Below are 17,846 nucleotides of genomic sequence, written 5' to 3'. Positions count from 1 at the left end.
GCCTTATAATGCCCCCTCCCTGCCGCTTCCCCGCTCCCGTCATGGCGTTCTCCCCCGAGCTTTTTTCTGCTGATGCCGCCGCTGTCCCCGATCCATCGGGGGCTGCGATTTCTGCCGATCGTCCGGCCGACCCCGCCGTGCTGGTGGTGGACGACGAGGAGGGCATGCGCAGCTTCCTCTCCCGCACCCTGGCCATGCGCGGATGGCAGGTGCAGGGGGCGGCCAGTGCTGAGGAAGGGGCAGCCCTGCTCAATGGCCAGGCCTTCGACCTGATCATTCTCGACATCGCCCTGCCGGGAAAATCGGGCCTGGAGTGGCTGAAGGAACTGAAGGCCTCCGGGTTCGCCGGCGACGTGATCCTCATCACTGCCTTTGCCGACATGGAAACGGCCATTGATGCCCTGCGGGCCGGGGCCTCCGATTTCGTGCTGAAGCCCTTCCGGGTGGATCAGATCGTCAATTCCATCAACCGCTGTTTCGAGCGTTCCCGCCTGGCGCGGGAGAACTTCGTGCTGCGCCGGCAGCTGGAGGGCGGCAGCGGCGGGCGGGAGGAAATCGTCGGCGCTTCCGACACCATGTCCCGCCTGCGGGCCCTGGTGCGCCGGGTGGCGCCAACCCCTTCCACGGTGCTGATCCAGGGCGAATCCGGCGTCGGCAAGGAACTGGTGGCCCGGGCCCTGCACCAGCTCTCGCCCCGGGCCGGCCGGCCCTTCGTGGCGGTGAACTGTGCCGCCATCTCCGCCGACCTCATCGAGTCCGAGCTGTTCGGCCACGTCAAGGGCGCCTTCACCGGCGCCAAGGAGGCCCGCAACGGCCTCTTCTACTACGCTCATGGCGGCACCCTGTTTCTCGATGAAATCGGCGAATTCCCCCTGGCTCTGCAATCGAAGCTGCTGCGGGTGCTGGAAGAGCGCAAGATCCGCCCCGTCGGCACCGAGCACGAGGTGCCGGTGGACGTGCGGGTGGTGGCGGCCACCAACCGGGATTTGAAGCAGGAGGTGGCCCAGTGCCGCTTCCGCCAGGATCTTTTCTACCGTCTGGAAGTGATGACCCTGACCGTGCCGCCCCTGCGCCAGCGGGCGGAGGACGTGCCGGAACTGGCCGCCCTGTTCATGGACCGCCTCTCGGTACAGCTGGGGGTGCCGCCCCTGCTGATCTCTCCCGAAGTGGCCCGTGCCTTGTCGGCCTACCCCTGGCCGGGCAATGTGCGGGAACTGCGCAACTTCGTCGAACGCTCCCTGCTTTTCGGTGAATTCCCCCTCGATGCCCTGGGCGGCGAGAGCGGCGGCGCCGAGCCTGCCGGGGTGCCCCCCTCCCTGCTGCTGGCCGAGGTGGAGAAGCGCCACATCCTCGCCGTGCTGGCCCAATGCGGCGGCAGCAAGGCCCGGGCGGCCGACCTGCTGGGCGTTTCCCGCAAGACCCTGGACCGAAAGTGCGCCGAATGGGGCGTCTAGGCCATCCCTTCAGCCGCGAGGGGCGCCAGCGCCTGCAGGCTTCCTTCGCCGGCTCCGTCCGCCTGAAGCTGCTGGCCCTGGTTCTTTCGCCCCTCATTCTGGGGGTGCCGATCCTCCTCCTCATTGTCTGGATCTGGGGTACCCAGGGCTACAACCAGCTGCTGGTGAACAAGGTCAGCTCCGATCTGGTGACCGCCCGCCAGTATTTCGACCGGGTGCAAAGCGGCGTCAGTACGGGGCTGGGCGGCTTTGCCACCTCCCAGCGTCTGGCCAAGGCCCTGGCCCGGCAGCCGGGCAGCGATGTCGAACGCCTGTTGCGTAGCGAGGCCAAGTCCCAGGGCCTGGATTACCTGCTGCTGCTCGACGAGCAGGGGCGGGTGCTGGCCGGCGGGCAGGATGTGCAGGGCAGCGACCGTAGCTTCATGCGGGTGGTCCAGGCGGCGCTCCAGGGGCGCAGCCTGCACGGCCTCGAAGTATTTTCGCCCCAGCAGTTGCAGGCCCTCGGGCCCGATTTGCGCCAGCAGGCCTACTTGCCCCTGGTGGCCACCCGTAATGCCAGCCCCGACCCGCGCACGGCGGAGGAGCGGGGCCTGATGATCCAGGCCGCGGTGCCCATCCTGGCGGAGGACGGCCAGACGGTGGGGCTGCTGGAAGGCGGGGTGCTGGTCAATCGCAACCTGGATATCGTCGATCGTACCAACGCCATCGTCTATCAGGAGGCTTCCCTGCCTCTGGGCAGCCAGGGCACCACCACCCTCTTCCTGGGGGATACCCGCATCGCCACCAACGTGCGCCTCTTCGAGGGGCGGCGCGCCCTTGGTACCCGGGTCTCCCAGGCCGTGCGCGACAAGGTGCTGGGCCAGGGCCAGGTGTGGCTGGGTTCCGCCTTCGTGGTGGATGACACCTATGTCTCTGGTTACGAGCCCCTCTTCAATCTGGCGGGGGAGCGCATCGGCATGCTCTACGTGGGCTTCCTTGAAGCCCCTCTGCAGACCGCCCTGCACGGCGCCCTGGCCGGGCTCTTTCTGCTCTTCCTGCTGGTTTCCGGCCTGGGCACCCTGGCTGCCCTGCGCTGGGCCCAGACCATCTTCCGCCCCCTGGAGCGCATGAACCGGGTCATGGAGCGTATCGAGGCCGGCGAAGAATCCGCCCGGGTCGGCCCCAGCGCCAGCAAGGATGAACTGGGACGCCTCTCCCGGGCGTTCGACCACCTCCTCGATTCCCTTTCCGCCCGCCGCCTGGAGTTGCAGCGCTGGGCCGACGAACTCGATCAGAAGGTGGCCCAGCGCACCGCCGCCCTGGAAGCGGCCAATGCCACCCTGCGCCGGGCCCAGCAGCAGCTGGTGATGAACGAAAAGCTCACCGCCATCGGCGAACTCACCGCCGGCGTCGCCCATGAGATCAACAACCCGGTGGCCGTCATCCAGGGCAACCTGGACCTGCTGCGGGATGTGCTGGGGGAGCAGGCCGAACCGGTGAAAGGCGAAATCCGCCTGATCGACGAGCAAACCCAGCGCATCCGCGCCATCGTCACCAAGCTGCTGCAATTCGCCCGCCCCGGCGACTTCGCCGGCTACGCCGAAGCCATCGACGTGAATGGCGTGGTAGCCGATTGCCTGGTACTCACCCGGCACAACCTCAACAAGGCCGGCGTCAAGGTGGAAACCCGCCTGGAGGCCACCCGCGATGTGGAAATCAACCGGGGCGAGCTGCAACAGGTGCTCATCAACCTGATGATGAACGCCATGCAGGCCATGCCCGAAGGCGGCACTCTCAGCCTGGAAAGCCGGGACATCACGCCCGACGACACCCCGGCCGAAGAAGCCTGGTTCCCCGGCACCCTGCTGCGGGTGCGGGACACCGGCCACGGCATCGCCCCGGCCGACCTGGACCGCATCTTTGACCCCTTCTTCACCACCAAGAAACAGGGTGGCACCGGTCTGGGCCTCTCCATCACCTACGCCATCATCCAGCGCTACGGTGGGCGTATCACCGTGGAGAGCGAGCCGGGCCAGCAGACCACCTTCACCCTGTGGCTCAGGGAAGAGGCCCGCTACACCGAGCAGCCTTCAGCACCGGTGTTCGCGGCGAGGTTTTTGAAAGAGGGGGAGTAGGGAATCAGGCGCCGCCGCTGCTCGTCAGCTTTCGCTACCAAAGCGGACATCGCACAACTCCATGCGGAGATTCTGCGGCCACGCATCTTCAATGACCTGCTGGCCAATTTTGGGGCGCAGCTTCAAGTAGGTTGCCTTGTCGTTTATCCGGCAGGCCAGGGATGCGAAATGGTTCAGGTGCCAGAGACTCTTGGGATAGAGCCGGGTAGTCTCCAGGACGCTCTCCTTTAGGCGAGCCCACGGCAAGATGCCCTGTCGAAGCAGATCCTGGTAGGGATAGGTCTCATCGTCAGCAGCAATGTTGAGCCAGGCGTAGGTGGCTGACTTGCGCTTTGCTTTTGCCGTTGCGGTAGCCTGGTTGGTGAATTCGAGCAACTGTTTTGGGGTGCCGCCCCAGCGGGGGGTCAGGAGTCGTACGTATTCGGCGGGAATGCCTTCGTAATCAGGGAAACGAAGGGCCGCCTTTTTATAGGCGGCCAAGGCTTCCTCCCGATTTTGTCCTTCCCCGACGTAGGTTCGCAGGTAGAGCTGATGCCAGAGGGGGTGATGGGCGGCATAGACCTCGGATTCCTTGAGGATTCCCCTGGCACGGGCAAGCTGCTCCTGGAATACCTGGAGCGCCAAGGGGGCTCGCGGGGCGTTGAAGCTCCGGCCCCTGGCCGACCAGGCCTCTGTGATGGCGTAGTGGGCTTCAATCAGCGCCCGGGCCGTGGAGTTGGGGTGGGTGGTTCGCCATTCCTGCATGACCGCCGCCCACCACTCCGCACCCTGGGATAGATGGGTCAGTGCGCTGAGCGCGGTGTCCAGAGCAGTGGCTTTGGATGCCCCATCCTGCAGTAACTGCGGACGCCCATATTCATCCACCACGGTTTCCAGTACCGCATAGTGTTTCTCCATCAGCTGGATTTGCATGAGCGCGCCGAAGTCGCCATAGAAGTTATTACCGTCGGAGACCTCGGCGATGATTCGCGTCTTGGCGAGAAAGTCGGAAGAAGGACCGTATTTTTTCTCTAGTTGATTCAGGTTCGGAATGCGGATGTCTTCACTGGTCATTGCTGCCGGTGCATTGAGAAGAGCAAATCCGACGATGAGGCTGCCAAGCAGATTGTTCTGGATAGGGGGCATGATCTACGGGGGCTCCAGGGCGAGGGCTCAGGATTTTTCAAAAAAACGGCGCACGCACAGCTCCGGCGGCCAGGCGTAGTGCCAGGCATCGCGATTGGGTTGTTTGCCGATTTTGTTCCACAGGGTGATGAAGGTTTCCCGGTCTCCTGCCATGCAGGCGAAAGAAGCGTAGGCATTGAGATTCCAGCGGCTTTTCGGGTATTGGGTCAGCAGGTTGTCGAAGCCGGCTTTCATCTTCTTCCACGATGCGGGTGTTTCTTCAAACAGGTTGGAGGTGTTGGGGTGATGCTGGCTGACCGCCCAATAGAGGCGGGTATAGAGGGATTGGCGATCCATCGGCTCCACTCTTTCGGTACTCCAGGAGATGAACTTGTCCACCAATTCCAGGGATCCTCCCCACTTGGGAAGGAGTTGGACGGTCATGCCGAAGTAGTGATCGAGATAGGCCGGGTCATTGCCAATCGCCTCATTGAACAAGGCAGAGAGCTTGTCTGGCGCCCATTCCTGGTCTCTCGCCAATGTTAGATAGAGGTCGTACCAAAGGGCGTTGTTTCCAGAGTAAGCGCGGGTGTCCTTGAGGATTTTCTCAGCCTGGGCAAGACGGTCACGAAAGAGCTTCCAACCTTCTTTTGATACCGTATCGGCGTAGCCGTAGCCCCGTGCATCCCAGGCCCGCTGGTGCCAGTAGCTTGCTTCCGTCAGCGCCGCCAGGGCGGATTTGGGATAGGCGGCCTTCCACTTCTGGATCATCTGGTACTGATCCGAGCGTGTGCGGGGGGTATAAACCTGCTGGCTCCAGTTCAGCAGGGCGGGTAGCTTTCGACGCCCGTCCAGAAGCCGCTGGGAAGGGGATTTCCATTCCTTGAATAACTCTTCGAGTATGTGGAATTCACCGCGTTCGGCAAGGCTTAAAAGTGAGGGAATTGCCATCTGCACCATGGAGCCTTCAACCTGATTAAAGGTGTTCTTGGTGCTGGCTAGGGAATCGAAGGGATTAAAGCCTTCCTCGCTGACAGGTGCCGAAGGGGGAAGCGGCTTTGACGGATCGCTGGTCGTGACTTTTCCCTGAGCTTCCGGGGGGAGGGCGATGGCGGCCTCTGCAAAGCAGAGAACCAGTAGGGCGAGTAAGAGGCTGCGGTTGAGATTCATGACCGTGTGGAGGGGGAGGTTGAAATGGCTTGGTGGATGCGGCTCTTTGACCGCGCGCCCACGCCGCTGGATAGGTGTTCCACACTATCACTTCGTCATATTTTTGCGAAGCCTCCGATGTCAGGGCGAAAAAATGCCCCACCGGCATGGCGTGCGGGTGGGGCTGGTCGGGGCTACGACGCGTTAGAGGGGGCTCACTCCCCCATCAGCAAAAACGGATTGATGCCGATCCGCTGGTAATTCTCTTCGCTCACCAGAATGTCCAGGGCCAAGCTGGCCATGTCGTCGGCGATGGGGTCCAGGTTCGGGGCGCCGGGGACTTTCTCGGCCAGCAGCAGCTTGAGGTAGCTGTGGCAGGCGTCGCAGGCTTCGGCCCGGGCGCCGTCTTCGTGGTCGTCGATGGAGCGGTAGGAAATGTCCTTGCCTTCGCCGCAGGCGATGCAGGCGGCGCGTACGTGGTGCCAGGCGGTGTGGCAGAGGCTGCAGTGCAGGTAGCGCAGGCCGCCGGCTTCGGTGCCGACGTGGATGACGCCGGCCACTGGGGCGCTGCCGCAGATGGGGCAGCTGTGGGCGGTGGCCGGGGCGGCGACGCTGGCTGCTTCCAGGCTGGCGGCGTGGCGGGTCCAGGCGATCTGCTGGGCGGCCATGATGAAGGGGGCGGGCAGCATGTCGTCGGCGTCCAGGGTGCCGCCGAGGATGCGGTTGGCCAGGGCTCCCAGGGTGGCGGCATCGGCCAGGGCCAGGGCCTCCAGGGTGGGCAGGGCGGCTTCGGGCACCTGGCTACGCAGTTGGCCGATCAGGGCCTGCAGGTCGGCCTGCCATTGGGCGGCGGGGGGAAAGGCGGCGGAAGGGGCCGCCTGGATCACGGCCTGCTGGGCATCGCTCAGGGTGGCGATGAAGCCGAGCCAGTCGCCCAGGCTGTGGCCTTCGGCCAGTTGCCGCAGACGGGCGGCCCGGCTGGCGAAGAGGGTGGCTGCCTGGGGCAGGCGCAGCGGGGCGGGGGATTGGCCGGGCACCAGGCCGGCGGCAGCCATGGCGGCGGCGGTGTCGTTGTGGATGGGGATCATGGTTCGGTTTCTCCGGTTGAGCGTGGCCCCGGCAGGGCGGGGCGAAAGGTTCCCCCGTGCAAGAAGCGTGCGCAAGGGTGGGCGCGGGTGCCTGGGGCGGACGCTGCCTGGGTCCCGCCGCTGCTGCGAATGCAGTGGAATGGGTGAATGGGGGGGAATGGACTGCGGCGGGTTTGCCGCCGTGCCGTAATCGGCGCCCATTGTGCCCGATTTGCCGGCCCTCGGCCCGGGCTGCCGGGGGGGCTTCCCCCTGCCGCCGGAAAGGCTGTCAGCCCTTGTTATTTGTTGCGCTGCAGCGGGACATTCTGTCCGGAACGGCGAGGCTGGGCTGGGACAGAATGTCCCGCTTTTCTATGCTGCAAGGCACAAAACCCTTGGTTTGACGCGGTTTTTCTCCGTGGCACGAAACCTGCGCTCGGTTCCGGTCAAGTCGCGGGCGGCGCTCCCTGTGGGAAGGGCCGGCCCGGCGGCATCACCGCTTCCAAGGGAGGATCCATGCAAGTTACACGGCGGCAGTTCTTCAAGGTTTCGGCGGCAGGTCTTTCTGCCTCCAGCCTCGTGGCCCTGGGCTTTTCGCCCGCCACTGCCCTGGCCGAGGTACGCCAGTACAAACTGGCCCGGGCCAAGGAAATCCGCAACACCTGTCCCTACTGTTCCGTGGGCTGCGGCCTGCTGATGTACAGCCTGGGCGATGGCGCCAAGAACGCCAAACAGGAAATCATCCACATCGAAGGCGACCCGGATCACCCCGTCAGCCGCGGTTCCCTGTGCCCCAAGGGCGCCGGCCTGCTGGACTTCATCCACAGCCCCAACCGCCTGAAGCACCCCGAAGTGCGGGAGCCGGGCAGCAAGGAGTGGAAGCGCATTTCCTGGCATGAGGCCATCGAGCGCATTGCCAAGCACATGAAGGCCGACCGCGACGCTAACTTCATCGCCAAGAACGCCGACGGCGTGACGGTGAACCGCTGGCTGTCCACCGCCATGCTGACTGCCTCCGCGTCCTCCAACGAAACCGGCATCCTCACCCAGAAGTTCATGCGTTCCCTGGGCATCGTCGGTACCGACGCCCAGGCCCGGGTCTGCCACGGCCCCACGGTGGCCGCCCTGGCTGCCACCTTCGGTCGCGGCGCCATGACCAATACCTGGGTGGACATCAAGAACGCCGACTTCATCCTGATCATGGGTGGCAACCCCGCAGAAGCCCACCCGGTGGGCTTCAAGTGGGCCATCGAAGCGAAGAAGAAGGGCGCCAAGATCATCGTGGTGGACCCCCGCTTCAACCGCTCCGCCGCGGTGGCCGACGAGTACGTGCCGATCCGCGCCGGTTCCGACATCGTCTTCCTGGGTGGCCTCATCAACTGGCTGATCGCCAACGACAAGATCCAGTGGGATTACGTCAAGGCCTTCACCAACGCCAGCTTCATCGTCAATGAAGGCTTCCAGTTCGAGGAAGGTCTCTTCTCCGGCTACGACGAAGCCAAGGGCAAGTACGACCGGGGCTCCTGGAGCTACGAGCTGGATGCCAAGGGCCAGGCCAAGACCGACCCGACCCTGCAACACCCGCGCTGCGTGTGGAACCTGATGAAGGCCCACTACGCCCGCTATACCCCGGAAGTGGTCACCGACCTCACCGGCAGCCCGAAGGAAGGTTTCCTTTCCGTCTGCAAGCACCTGGGCGAGTGCAGCACCCCCACCAAGGTCTCCACCATTCTCTACGCCCTGGGCTGGACGCAACACACCGTGGGCGCCCAGAACATCCGCACCATGGCCATGGTCCAGCTGCTGCTGGGCAACATCGGTATGCCCGGCGGCGGCGTGAACGCCCTGCGCGGCCACTCCAACATCCAGGGCCTTTCCGACCTGGGCCTGTTGTCCACCAACCTGCCGGGCTACCTGACCCTGCCCAACGACAAGGCCCACCCGACCTTCGCCGATTACATCGAGAAGACCGCGCCCAAGGCCCTGCAACCGGGCCAGTTGAACTACTGGGGCAATACCCCCAAGTTCTTCGTCAGCCTGCTTAAGTGGTTCTGGGGCGACAAGGCCACCAAGGAAAACAACTGGGGTTACGACTGGCTGCCCAAGTGGGACAAGATGTACGACGTGCTGCAGGTGATGGACCTGATGCACCAGGGCAAGGTGAATGGCTTCATCGTCCAGGGCTTCAACCCCCTGACCTCCTTCCCCGATTCCCGCAAGACCGCCGAAGACTTCGCCAAGCTGAAGTACATGGTGGTGATCGACCCCATCACCACCGAGACTTCCTCCTTCTGGCAGAACCACGGCGAGATCAACAACGTGGATACGGCCAGCATCCAGACCGAAGTCTTCCGCCTTCCCTCCACCTGTTTTGCGGAAGAAGACGGCGCCATCGTCAACTCCTCCCGCTGGCTGCAATGGCACTGGAAGGGCGCCGACGCCCCGGGCGAGGCCAAGACCGACCAGGAAATCCTGGCCGAGTTGTTCATGGCCCTGAAGAAGCTCTACCAGGCCGAAGGCGGCACCGTGCCCGAGCCCATCCTCAACCTCTCCTGGCCCTACAAGAACCCTTACGATCCGACCCCGGAAGAGCTGGCCAAGGAAATGAACGGCCGTGCCCTGGCGGATGTGCCCGATCCCAAGAACCCGGGCCAGTTCCTGGTCAAGAAGGGCGAGCAGATCCCCGGCTTCGCCGTGCTGCAGGACGATGGTTCCACCATGTCCGCCTGCTGGATTTTCGCCGGCAGCTGGACCCAGGCCGGCAACCAGATGGCCCGCCGCGACAACACCGACACCGGCCTGGGCAACACCCCGGGCTGGGCCTGGGCCTGGCCGGCCAACCGCCGCATCATCTACAACCGGGCCTCCTGCGATCCTTCCGGCAAGCCCTGGGACCCGAAGCGCAAGCTCATCGCCTGGAACGGCGAGAAGTGGGCCGGCGCCGACGTGCCCGACTTCAAGGTGGATTCCAACCCGGCCGACGGCATGAACCCCTTCATCATGAACCCGGAAGGGGTGGGGCGTTTCTTCTGCACCGACAAGCTGGCGGATGGGCCCTTCCCCGAGCACTACGAGCCCATGGAAAGCCCCCTGGGCACCAACCCGCTGCATCCCAAGGTGGTGAACAGCCCGGCCGTGCGCATCTTCAAGGCCGACAAGGAACGCCTCGGCCAGCACACCGAGTTCCCCTATGTGGGCACCACCTACCGCCTCACCGAGCACTTCCAGTTCTGGACCAAGGGCGTGCGCCTCAGCGCCATCGCCCAGCCGGAGCAGTTCGTCGAAGTGGGCGAGGCCCTGGCAGCGGAGAAGGGCATCAAGGCCGGGGACTGGGTCAAGGTCAGTTCCAAGCGCGGCTACATCAAGGCCAAGGCCGTGGTGACCAAGCGCATCAAGGCCCTGACGGTGAACAAGCAGACCGTGCACCAGATCGGCATTCCCCTGCACTGGGGCTGGGAGACCGTGGCCAAGAAGGGCTTCCTCTCCAACACCCTGCCGCCCGCCGTGGGGGACTGCAACACCCAGACCCCCGAATACAAGGCCTTCCTTGTGAACATTGAAAAGGCTTGAGGAGCAAGAACACATGGCTCTGCAATCTCTCGACATCCTGCGCCGCTCGGCCAGCCCGACGGCGGCCCCCCAGGCCCGCAATCCCCTGGAAGTGGCCAAACTCATCGACGTTTCCGTCTGCATCGGCTGCAAGGCCTGCCAGGTGGCCTGTTCCGAATGGAACGAGCTGCGTGACGAGGTGGGCAGCTGCGTCGGCGTCTACGACAACCCCACCGACCTTTCCGCCCAGGCCTGGACGGTGATGCGCTTCAACGAGGTGGAACAGCCCGACGTCAGCGGCGGCAAGCTGGAATGGCTGATCCGCAAGGACGGCTGCATGCACTGCGCCGACCCGGGCTGCCTCAAGGCTTGCCCCTCCCCCGGCGCCATCATCCAGTACAAGAACGGCATCGTCGATTTCCACCAGGAAAACTGCATCGGCTGCGGCTACTGCGTTTCCGGCTGCCCCTTCAACGTCCCCCGTATCAGCAAGGACGACAACAAGGCCTACAAGTGCAACCTGTGTTCCGACCGGGTGGCCGTGGGCCAGGAGCCGGCCTGCGTCAAGACCTGCCCCACCGGCGCCATCCAGTTCGGCTCCAAGGAAGACATGAAGGAAGTGGCGGAAAAGCGCATCACTGATCTCAAGTCCCGGGGCTATGACCAGGCCGGCCTCTACGACCCGGAAGGGGTGGGCGGCACCCACGTGATGTACGTGCTGCACCACGCCGACAAGCCCGAGCTGTACAGCAACCTGCCCAAGGACCCGGCCATCAGCACCACGGTCAGCCTGTGGAAGGGCCTGCTGAAGCCGGTGGCCACCCTGGGCATCGCCGCCGCCGGCCTGTTCGGCTTCTTCCACTACATCACCGTGGGCCCCAACCGGGCCGAGGATGAACACGAGGCTGAAGAAGAGGTGACCAAATGAAAGAGCAACTGATCCAGCGTTACAACGCCGCCGAGCGCATCAACCACTGGGTGGTGGCGGTGTGCTTCATCCTGCTGGCCATCTCCGGCCTGGCCTTCTTCTACCCGGCCTTCTTCTGGCTCACCGGCGTGTTTGGCACGCCCCAGCTGGCCCGCATCGTGCACCCCTTCGTCGGGGTCGTGATGTTCATCGCCTTCGCCCGCCAATTCTTCCGCTACTGGCATCACAACCTCGTCACCAGCGAGGACGTGAAGTGGATGAAGTCGGTGAAGGAGGTGATGAAGGGCAACGAAGTGGGCGACATCGGCCGCTACAACGGCGGCCAGAAGGGCATGTTCTGGGTGATGGTGGGCTGCATGGCCCTGCTGCTCATCTCCGGCGTCATCGCCTGGCGTCCCTATTTCGCCCTCTACTTCCCCATTCCCCTGATCCGGATGGCCCTGCTGGTGCATGCCGCCAGTGCCGTGGTGCTGATCGCCAGCATCATCGTGCACGTCTATGCCGCCCTCTGGGTGCAAGGCACCATCCGCGCCATGGTGGAAGGGGTGGTCACCCACGCCTGGGCGAAGAAGCACCATCCCAAGTGGTTCCGGGAAATGACCGGCAAGGAATCCTGAGCCTCCCCGAGTCTCTGATTCCCTGACGTACTGGCCGGGGGCGGCGCTTGCTGCCCCCGGCCCTTGCAGCCTCATCTTTGCAGTACAGGACACACGACCATGGCCAGCGAATCCCTGCATCTCCTCATCGGCACCCAGCGCGACGACGAGCTGGAAGGCCCGGAACACGCCACCGTCTGCCGCACCACGGTGCTGCGCCTCAACGGCGGCGAGGCCGAGACTTGCGACGACCACGTGGTGGAAGAGGTGCCCGTGGCCCTGGTCTTCAACGGCATCTCCCACGCGGTGATGCTGGCCACGCCGGACAACCTGGAAGACATGGCCCTGGGCTTCGCCCTCACCGAAGGCATTCTGGAATCGCCGTCCGAGCTGTACGGCGTCGAGGTGGTGGCCGGCTGTCAGGGCCTGGAAGTACATCTGGAAGTGGCTTCCCGCCGCTTCGTCGCCTTGAAAGAGCGCCGCCGCAACCTGGCCGGCCGCACCGGCTGCGGCCTTTGCGGTGTGGAAAGCCTGGATGCCGTGGCCCGGCCCTACAAGGCCATTCAGCGGGGCCTGCTGCTGCCCGTGGGCGCCGTCTCCCGGGCGCTGGAACAGTTGCCGGACTGGCAACAGCTGCACCGCATCACCGGCGCCGTCCATGGCGCCGCCTGGGTTGATGGCCTGGGCCACATCCACACCCTGCGGGAAGACGTGGGCCGCCACAATGCCCTGGACAAACTGGTGGGCTGGATGGCCAAGCGCCGCATCGACCCGGCCTCCGGCTTCGTCCTCACCTCCAGCCGGGCCAGCTACGAGATGGTGCAGAAATGCGCCGCCGCCGGCATCGGCTGCCTGGTCGCCATCTCCGCTCCCACCGGCCTCGCCGTGCGCATGGCGGAGGAGAGCGGCATCACCCTGGCCGGTTTCGCCCGGGGCAATCGCCTGGTCATCTACAGCCACCCGGAATATCTGGCCGCCGAAGGCGTGGCTGCCACCCGCCCCCTGGGCCAATCCCAGGGCAGTGCCGGCCAGGAGCCCCTGCCGCCGCGCTCCGGTGGCCGCACCCTGATGTGAGGCCCGCCCGGCAATGACTTCAGAGCAGGCGCCCCCTGGCGCCCCGCTGCACCAGCCCCCTGGTGGCCTGGTGGATCGCTTTGGCCGGCGCATCACCTACCTGCGCCTCTCCATCACCGACCGCTGCGACTTCCGCTGCACCTACTGCATGGCGGAAGAAATGCAGTTCCTGCCCCACAGCGCCGTCTTGAGCCTGGAAGAAGCCCTGCGCCTGGTGCGGGTCTTCGTTTCCCTCGGCGTCACCAAGGTGCGCCTCACCGGCGGCGAACCCCTGGTACGGCGCAACGTCCTCTGGCTGCTGCAAGAGATTGGCCAGCTGCATGGCTTGAAGGAACTGGTGCTGACCACCAACGGCTCCCAACTCGCCCGCCATGCCGACGATCTGCGCCGGGCCGGCGTCAGCCGCCTCAACATCAGCCTGGATACCCTGCGCCCCGAGCGCTTCCGCGCCATCACCCGCATCGGCGACCTCGCCAAGGTGCTGGAAGGTGTGGAGGCCGCCATCGCCGCCGGCTTCTCCCGCATCCGCCTCAATGCCGTGATGCAGCAGGGCGTGAACGACGACGAACTGGAAGCCCTGCTGGCCTACGCCGTGGCCCGCAACATCGACCTGGCCCTGATCGAGGAAATGCCCCTCGGCGACACCGGCCAAGACCGGCGCCAGACCTACCTCTCCAGCGATGCCGCCCGGGCCCGTCTGGCTGAGCGTTTTGAACTGATCCCCACCCTGGAGAACAGCGGCGGCCCCGCCCGCTACTGGCGGGTCGGCGGCAGCGACAGCCGGGTCGGCTTCATCTCCCCCCATTCCCACAACTTCTGCGACACCTGCAACCGGGTGCGCATCAGCGCCCAGGGCACCCTCTACCCCTGCCTGGGCGACGACGGCGCCATCCCCCTCCTGCCCCTCCTGCGCGCCCATCCCCAAGACGACGCCCCCCTCGGCGCCGCCATCGCCACCGGCATGGGCCTCAAAGCCCAAGCCCACGACTTCACCGCCGCCATGGCCCAGCCGAAGATTCTGCGCTTCATGTCGAGTACGGGCGGCTGAAGACTTCCACTAGGTAATTCTGCGATTGATGGCTGGTAGCGGCCATAAGTGGGCGTAAGGGAAATTGCGCCAATGCAGCCGTTCGCAAAAATTCCGAGTGCATGACATTTGGCTGGCCGACTGGCAGAATCAATGCGACATTGAACCGGGCCGCGTATGACTGCCGTCTATCCCCGAAAATACTGCCGACAATCTAGCGGAGGCCGCTATTGGGAAGTCTCCCAGGCCGCCGTCTTTTTCTGCTTATACGGCATATATGCCATCCACTTCACGTTAGAGATTTACATGTCCCGCGCATACCAAAGTTTTGAGTACGGCATCAAAGACGCTGAGGAACTTCTCGCGCACTTCGACGAGATTAATACCAACCCTCCACCCGCAAACGCCGAAGTACTAAAGCGGGCAGGGCTTGTCATGGCCTTAACCGCCTGGGAAACGTACGTTGAGGATCGGCTTCTGGAAGAAATGAACAAGAAACTTGGTGTGGTCGCAGGGAGTTACGTCGGCGATTTTGTCCTGAAAAAATTGCACACCGATCTGAAGCAATTCCATAACCCCAGTTCGGATAAAACAAAACGCATATTTCAAGAGTACCTTGGCCTTGATGTCACTGAAGGATGGACATGGGCCAACTTTGAGCCAGAAAAAGCGAAGAGTACTTTGAACAGCTGGATCGGTAAGCGGGGGGATGCCGTTCACCGATCTAAGCCCATAAACAACGGCGCTCCTGTCGCGCATCTAATCAAGCGAGACGAACTCGAAAAAGTAATTCGCTTCGTCAAAGAGCTCGTAAAAGCCACTGACACCTATGTCGACGCCAATCTCTAACTTGGCGCATCCTTCGGTCGCTGGACGCTACGCGATAAAGCCGCGCAGCGCCGGTTAGCTCTACGCTATACCTTTGAGGCACGCCCCGTATGAATTCGCCACCTCGGTTATTTATTTCTTATAGCTGGTCAACGTCTGAACACGAGCAGTGGGTCATTGATCTAGCGACGGAGCTAGTAAACAGTGGCGTAGACGTCGTCCTAGATAAGTGGGATTTGCGCGAAGGCCACGATTCCATCGCGTTCATGGAAATGATGGTCACTGACCCATCAATCTCGAAAGTCATCCTCGTATGTGATCAAGTCTACGCAAGCAAGGCCGATGGCAGAGCCGGCGGCGTCGGAACTGAAACCCAGATTATTTCTGCGGAGGTCTACGCGAAGCAGTCGCAGGATAAGTTCGTCGCAGTCATTGCAGAAAAGAACGATGCAGGCAAGCCCTACTTGCCCACCTACTACAAATCACGTATCTACGTTGACCTTAGCGAAAGTGATCGTTATGCAGAGAACTTCGAAAAGCTCCTGCGCTGGATTTTCGACAAGCCGTTATACCTGAAGCCAGAAATAGGGAAACCACCGTCGTTCATCATCGAACCAGATGCGCCAGCGTTGGGAACCAGCGCTCTCGCTAAAAGAGTTATTGAGGGTGTAAAGGCCGACAAAGGCTACATACGCGGCGCCCTAGACGAGTACCTTTCTCTCTTCTCAGAACACCTCGAACGATTTCGCATTTCCCCCGATGAAAGCGAAATGGATGATCGAATAGTGAAGTCAATTGAGGACTTCACTCCTTCTCGCAACGAACTGATTCAGATCGTTACTGCACTTGCACAGTACACAGACCCGCAAGCGTATGTGCCGCGTGTTCATAGGTTCTTTGAATCCATCTTGCCGTACCTTTCACGGCCACCGCATGTCAATCAGTGGAGCGAGACAGATTTCGACAACTTCAAATTCATTGTCCATGAGTTGTTTCTCTATACCATTGCAGTTCTCCTGCGTAGTGAGCATATTGAATCTGCTACATACCTGTTGTCGCAGTCGTACTATGTTCCAGGCAACTCTGATTACGGCAAGAATCCGACGGTTAGCTATACAGCCTTCCGCGAATACATGAAGTCCTTGGAGATTCGAAACCAACGACTCAAAAGCAATCGCCTTTCGATAAGGGCTGACCTACTTGAACAACGATCAAAGACTTCTGGTGTGCAGTTTCGGCATGTTATGCAATCGGATTTCATTTGCTTTCTTCGTGCCGACTTAACGCACACAGATAGCTACGACAGATGGTGGCCAGAGACGCTGCTTTACGCGACCCGGTACTACGGGCCATTTGAACTGTTCGCGAGGTCTACGTCGAAGAGCTATCTATCACGCATCTTGCCGCTCTTGGGTGTTCAAAATCTCGACCTACTTAAGGAAAAGCTCACTGAGCACGCTTCCGATAGAATGAATCTCCCTCGATGGCAGTTTGAATCATTTAGTCCATTGACATTGGTCGGCTTTGACCAACTTGGCACAAAGGTATAACCCAGCGTTGAGGCGTCTACGCGAAAAGCCGCGCAGGCGCCTCAACGCCACGTTAGCCGTTCTGGAGATAGTCATGCCTGCTGCTCGAATTACCGCTGACTACGCTGGCGATTCCAATGTCCCAGCTGATGAAAAATGGAAATTTGTCTTCGATGCCGTAATAGAAGGCGAACGGGTCAAACAACAACATTGCTTCGGCATTTGTACCAACCATGAAGCTGGCTCAATAAAGCGATGGCCATTTATTCTTCGCCCGGCGGCCAAAGGAAGTGCCGAATGGATATTTGACTACGGCACAAACAGCGAATATCCGCCAGAAGTTACAAATATCATCGAACGAGATATTCGCATCGGCAGCTATTTCACGGTTGGAACTGGCTCCAAGGCAGATACATACAGGATTACCCAAGTTGACACCCTGTAGAAATGAGTCGTCGTTATTGCTCATGTGTTTGCGACGCACGGCTACCCATCGTTGCAGGGGACGCTCCGCCTATTGGCGGGGTGCCCCTGAAATCAGACGTTAAGTGTCGTGGGAAAAACCTGTCATCTAACAGTTGTTTTGCTTAACGGCCAGCGATAATCCCCCAGACCCGTAGCCGGGGCAGCACGCCGGAGCTTCGCTATACTCCCGGTTCTCTCTTCCCTCCACCTTCCCATGCAAGTCGTCATCGTCGGTACCGGCAAGCTCGCCAGTGAGCTCCTTGCTTCCCACCAGTTGGGCCATCCCTTTCAGGTTGTGCCCTGGGGCCGGCAGGCCGAGGGCGAACGGGCCATCGTCGTCCATGCTGGTTCGGGGCGGGAGTTGGAGGCGGTGGCGGATTTTTGCCGGGCCACGGCGTCGCCCCTGATTGAGCTTTCCACTGGCTCTGCCCTGGAGCGGGAGGCGCCGGAGTTCCCGGTGGTGCTGTGCCCCAACACCAATATCCTGATGCTCAAGTTCATGGCCATGCTGGAGGCCAGCGGCCATCTTTTCCGCGGTTATCAGGTGGAGTTGCTGGAATCCCACCAGGCGAGCAAAAGCTCGGTGCCGGGGACTGCGGTGGCGATGGCGGCATCCCTGGGGCTGGCGCCCGGGGCCATCCGCTCGGTGCGGGACCCTCTGGTGCAACAGGGGGAACTGGGGATTGCCACGGCGGATTTGCCGCGCCATGCCTTTCACCGCATCCGCATCGACGACGGGGTGTGCCAGGTGCAGCTGGAAACCCGGGTGCAGGGCGACACGCCCTACGCGGCGGGTGTGTCGCGGATTGTCGAGGCGGTGGCGGGCCATGCCCTGGAAAACCGCCTGTATCCGGTGATGGAACTGGTGCAGGCTGGCTGGCTCTAGGGGCGGCGGCGAACTTTTGCGGAGGTCGGCGGTCCAGGAGGGGCGCCGAGTTTCGGTTAGCGGTTCAGCTGGCCTG

The 17,846-nt window shown here is 62.6% G+C and carries 14 protein-coding genes; 11 read left to right on the top strand and 3 right to left on the bottom strand.

Features of this window, described 5'->3' with window-relative positions; translation table 11 throughout:
• Positions 1 to 8 precede the first annotated feature (8 nt).
• A complete protein-coding gene (locus AZSI13_RS00605) occupies positions 9 to 1,454 on the top strand; it encodes a sigma-54 dependent transcriptional regulator (protein ID WP_235609583.1) in 1,446 nt (481 codons plus the stop codon).
• On the top strand, positions 1,442 to 3,568 hold the full coding sequence (locus AZSI13_RS00600; RefSeq protein ID WP_109039245.1) for a cache domain-containing protein: 2,127 nt from the start codon (positions 1,442 to 1,444) through the stop codon (positions 3,566 to 3,568). Before AZSI13_RS00605 ends, AZSI13_RS00600 begins: the two co-directional genes overlap by 13 nt.
• A 24-nt stretch (positions 3,569 to 3,592) precedes the next feature.
• Here the strand turns inward: AZSI13_RS00600 and AZSI13_RS00595 are convergent, their stop codons facing one another.
• The 3 genes from AZSI13_RS00595 to fdhE all read right to left on the bottom strand — a co-directional run bounded on the left by AZSI13_RS00595 (position 3,593) and on the right by fdhE (position 6,909).
• Positions 3,593 to 4,693, bottom strand: a complete 1,101-nt coding sequence (locus AZSI13_RS00595; RefSeq protein WP_109039244.1) for a hypothetical protein — start codon at positions 4,691 to 4,693, stop codon at positions 3,593 to 3,595.
• A 27-nt stretch (positions 4,694 to 4,720) separates the two neighbouring features.
• On the bottom strand, positions 4,721 to 5,842 hold the full coding sequence (locus AZSI13_RS00590) for a DUF4034 domain-containing protein (RefSeq protein ID WP_109039243.1): 1,122 nt from the start codon (positions 5,840 to 5,842) through the stop codon (positions 4,721 to 4,723).
• Positions 5,843 to 6,036: 194 nt separating this feature from the next.
• A complete protein-coding gene (gene fdhE / locus AZSI13_RS00585; RefSeq protein WP_109039242.1) occupies positions 6,037 to 6,909 on the bottom strand; it encodes a formate dehydrogenase accessory protein FdhE in 873 nt (290 codons plus the stop codon).
• A 495-nt stretch (positions 6,910 to 7,404) separates the two neighbouring features.
• On the opposite strand from fdhE, the gene fdnG reads away from it, so the two are divergent.
• The 9 genes from fdnG (at position 7,405) to AZSI13_RS00545 (ending at position 17,770) form a co-directional block, all read left to right on the top strand.
• The gene (gene fdnG / locus AZSI13_RS00580; protein ID WP_109039241.1) at positions 7,405 to 10,458 is read left to right on the top strand and encodes a formate dehydrogenase-N subunit alpha; all 3,054 of its coding nucleotides are present in this window, start codon (positions 7,405 to 7,407) and stop codon (positions 10,456 to 10,458) included.
• A gap of 13 nt (positions 10,459 to 10,471) precedes the next feature.
• On the top strand, positions 10,472 to 11,365 hold the full coding sequence (fdxH, locus tag AZSI13_RS00575) for a formate dehydrogenase subunit beta (protein WP_109039240.1): 894 nt from the start codon (positions 10,472 to 10,474) through the stop codon (positions 11,363 to 11,365).
• Positions 11,362 to 11,982 carry a formate dehydrogenase subunit gamma gene (locus AZSI13_RS00570; RefSeq protein WP_109039239.1) on the top strand — a complete coding sequence of 207 codons (621 nt, stop codon included), beginning with the start codon at positions 11,362 to 11,364 and terminating at the stop codon, positions 11,980 to 11,982. Before fdxH ends, AZSI13_RS00570 begins: the two co-directional genes overlap by 4 nt.
• Positions 11,983 to 12,081: 99 nt before the next feature.
• The gene (gene fdhD / locus AZSI13_RS00565) at positions 12,082 to 13,035 is read left to right on the top strand and encodes a formate dehydrogenase accessory sulfurtransferase FdhD (RefSeq protein WP_109039238.1); all 954 of its coding nucleotides are present in this window, start codon (positions 12,082 to 12,084) and stop codon (positions 13,033 to 13,035) included.
• A 13-nt stretch (positions 13,036 to 13,048) separates the two neighbouring features.
• A complete protein-coding gene (gene moaA / locus AZSI13_RS00560; RefSeq protein WP_109039237.1) occupies positions 13,049 to 14,083 on the top strand; it encodes a GTP 3',8-cyclase MoaA in 1,035 nt (344 codons plus the stop codon).
• A 285-nt stretch (positions 14,084 to 14,368) separates the two neighbouring features.
• The gene (locus AZSI13_RS00555; protein WP_109039611.1) at positions 14,369 to 14,911 is read left to right on the top strand and encodes a HEPN domain-containing protein; all 543 of its coding nucleotides are present in this window, start codon (positions 14,369 to 14,371) and stop codon (positions 14,909 to 14,911) included.
• Between the two features lie 89 nt (positions 14,912 to 15,000).
• Positions 15,001 to 16,440: an SEFIR domain-containing protein gene (locus AZSI13_RS00550; RefSeq protein WP_109039236.1), complete on the top strand. Its 1,440-nt coding sequence runs from the start codon at positions 15,001 to 15,003 to the stop codon at positions 16,438 to 16,440.
• A 73-nt stretch (positions 16,441 to 16,513) separates the two neighbouring features.
• A complete protein-coding gene (locus AZSI13_RS17140; protein ID WP_133247239.1) occupies positions 16,514 to 16,864 on the top strand; it encodes a hypothetical protein in 351 nt (116 codons plus the stop codon).
• Positions 16,865 to 17,098: 234 nt separating this feature from the next.
• Positions 17,099 to 17,770, top strand: coding sequence for a dihydrodipicolinate reductase C-terminal domain-containing protein (locus AZSI13_RS00545; protein ID WP_109039235.1), 672 nt, complete (start codon positions 17,099 to 17,101; stop codon positions 17,768 to 17,770).
• Positions 17,771 to 17,846: the final 76 nt, after the last annotated feature.

The sequence above is a fragment of the Azospira sp. I13 genome, assembly GCF_003112695.1.
Classification (GTDB): domain Bacteria; phylum Pseudomonadota; class Gammaproteobacteria; order Burkholderiales; family Rhodocyclaceae; genus Azospira.
This window is presented reverse-complemented; position numbering and strand designations above follow the sequence as displayed.

Excerpts from the sequence above, each read along its gene's own strand:
- AZSI13_RS00605 (WP_235609583.1), top strand. The coding sequence starts at position 9 with ATGCCCCCTCCCTGCCGCTTCCCCGCTCCCGTCATGGCGTTCTCCCCC.
- AZSI13_RS00600 (WP_109039245.1), top strand. The coding sequence starts at position 1,442 with ATGGGGCGTCTAGGCCATCCCTTCAGCCGCGAGGGGCGCCAGCGCCTG.
- AZSI13_RS00595 (WP_109039244.1), bottom strand. The coding sequence starts at position 4,693 with ATGCCCCCTATCCAGAACAATCTGCTTGGCAGCCTCATCGTCGGATTT.
- AZSI13_RS00590 (WP_109039243.1), bottom strand. The coding sequence starts at position 5,842 with ATGAATCTCAACCGCAGCCTCTTACTCGCCCTACTGGTTCTCTGCTTT.
- fdhE (WP_109039242.1), bottom strand. The coding sequence starts at position 6,909 with ATGATCCCCATCCACAACGACACCGCCGCCGCCATGGCTGCCGCCGGC.
- fdnG (WP_109039241.1), top strand. The coding sequence starts at position 7,405 with ATGCAAGTTACACGGCGGCAGTTCTTCAAGGTTTCGGCGGCAGGTCTT.
- fdxH (WP_109039240.1), top strand. The coding sequence starts at position 10,472 with ATGGCTCTGCAATCTCTCGACATCCTGCGCCGCTCGGCCAGCCCGACG.
- AZSI13_RS00570 (WP_109039239.1), top strand. The coding sequence starts at position 11,362 with ATGAAAGAGCAACTGATCCAGCGTTACAACGCCGCCGAGCGCATCAAC.
- fdhD (WP_109039238.1), top strand. The coding sequence starts at position 12,082 with ATGGCCAGCGAATCCCTGCATCTCCTCATCGGCACCCAGCGCGACGAC.
- moaA (WP_109039237.1), top strand. The coding sequence starts at position 13,049 with ATGACTTCAGAGCAGGCGCCCCCTGGCGCCCCGCTGCACCAGCCCCCT.
- AZSI13_RS00555 (WP_109039611.1), top strand. The coding sequence starts at position 14,369 with ATGTCCCGCGCATACCAAAGTTTTGAGTACGGCATCAAAGACGCTGAG.
- AZSI13_RS00550 (WP_109039236.1), top strand. The coding sequence starts at position 15,001 with ATGAATTCGCCACCTCGGTTATTTATTTCTTATAGCTGGTCAACGTCT.
- AZSI13_RS17140 (WP_133247239.1), top strand. The coding sequence starts at position 16,514 with ATGCCTGCTGCTCGAATTACCGCTGACTACGCTGGCGATTCCAATGTC.
- AZSI13_RS00545 (WP_109039235.1), top strand. The coding sequence starts at position 17,099 with ATGCAAGTCGTCATCGTCGGTACCGGCAAGCTCGCCAGTGAGCTCCTT.